Raw genomic sequence first — 1,039 nt, 5'->3', positions numbered from 1 at the left:
CCTTCTTCGGATTGTGCTTTGGCATGATGATGAAGGAGCCAGAAATGGATCGTCCAGAATTTTACCGTTTTCATCAGGGTGAGAAAACCCTTCCCTTCGCACCGCAAGAGTACGCAGATCGCCTCTCACGTTTGAGAACGGACATGCGGGAAAAGGGGGTGGATGCCTGTGTTCTAACCTCCATGCACAACGTCGCCTACTATTCGGGCTTTCTGTACTGCGCTTTTGGGCGTCCATATGCCTTGGTCGTGACGCTGACGCAGGACGTGACCATCAGCGCGGGCATCGACGCCGCACAGCCGTGGCGGCGTAGTCACGGCGATAACATCACCTACACCGATTGGCAGCGGAACAACTATTGGCGCGCGGTTCAATCGGTCACAGGCAAGGGAAAGGTCATCGGATTTGAGGCCGATCACCTTACCCTCGCGCAGTCTGAACTGATGAAAAGCTTCCTGTCGCCAAGTGCTACGACGGATGTGGCACCCATGACGATGCACCAGCGAATGTACAAGTCGGATGCTGAAATCGCGCTCATAAGGTCCTGTGCGCAAGTCGCCGATGTGGGCGGATATGCGATCAAAGATGCAATTAAGATAGGTGCCCGCGAAATAGATGTTGCCATGGCCGGCAGAGACGCGATGGAGCTGGAAATCGCAAAGCGTTTTCCAGATGCCGAATACCGCGACACATGGGTTTGGTTCCAGTCGGGCATCAACACGGATGGCGCTCATAATCCTGTGACAAGCCGCAAACTACAGGCTGGCGATATTCTCAGCCTGAACACCTTCCCCATGATCAGCGCCTATTACACGGCGCTTGAACGTACACTGTTTGTAAAAACGGTGGATGATGCCAGCTTGAAAATCTGGGAGGCAAACGTTGCAGCACATGAGTTGGGCATCAGTCTGCTCAAGCCGGGTGTAAGTTGTGCCGAGGTTACGGAGCAGATCAACACATTCCTCGATGAACGTGATCTGCTGCAATATCGCACTTTCGGCTATGGCCATTCCTTTGGCGTGCTGTCTCACTACTATGG

1 protein-coding gene is annotated in these 1,039 nt (G+C 53.7%); it reads left to right on the top strand.

Annotation, left to right across the window (positions count from 1 at the left end):
- Positions 1 to 44: 44 nt before the first annotated feature.
- Positions 45 to 1,039: aminopeptidase P family protein (locus ABJM03_RS02055; RefSeq protein ID WP_348415223.1), on the top strand; the 995-nt coding region annotated here is incomplete at its 3' end.

The sequence above is a fragment of the Sulfitobacter sp. genome, assembly GCF_039977885.1.
Taxonomy (GTDB): Bacteria; Pseudomonadota; Alphaproteobacteria; order Rhodobacterales; family Rhodobacteraceae; genus Sulfitobacter.
This window is presented reverse-complemented; position numbering and strand designations above follow the sequence as displayed.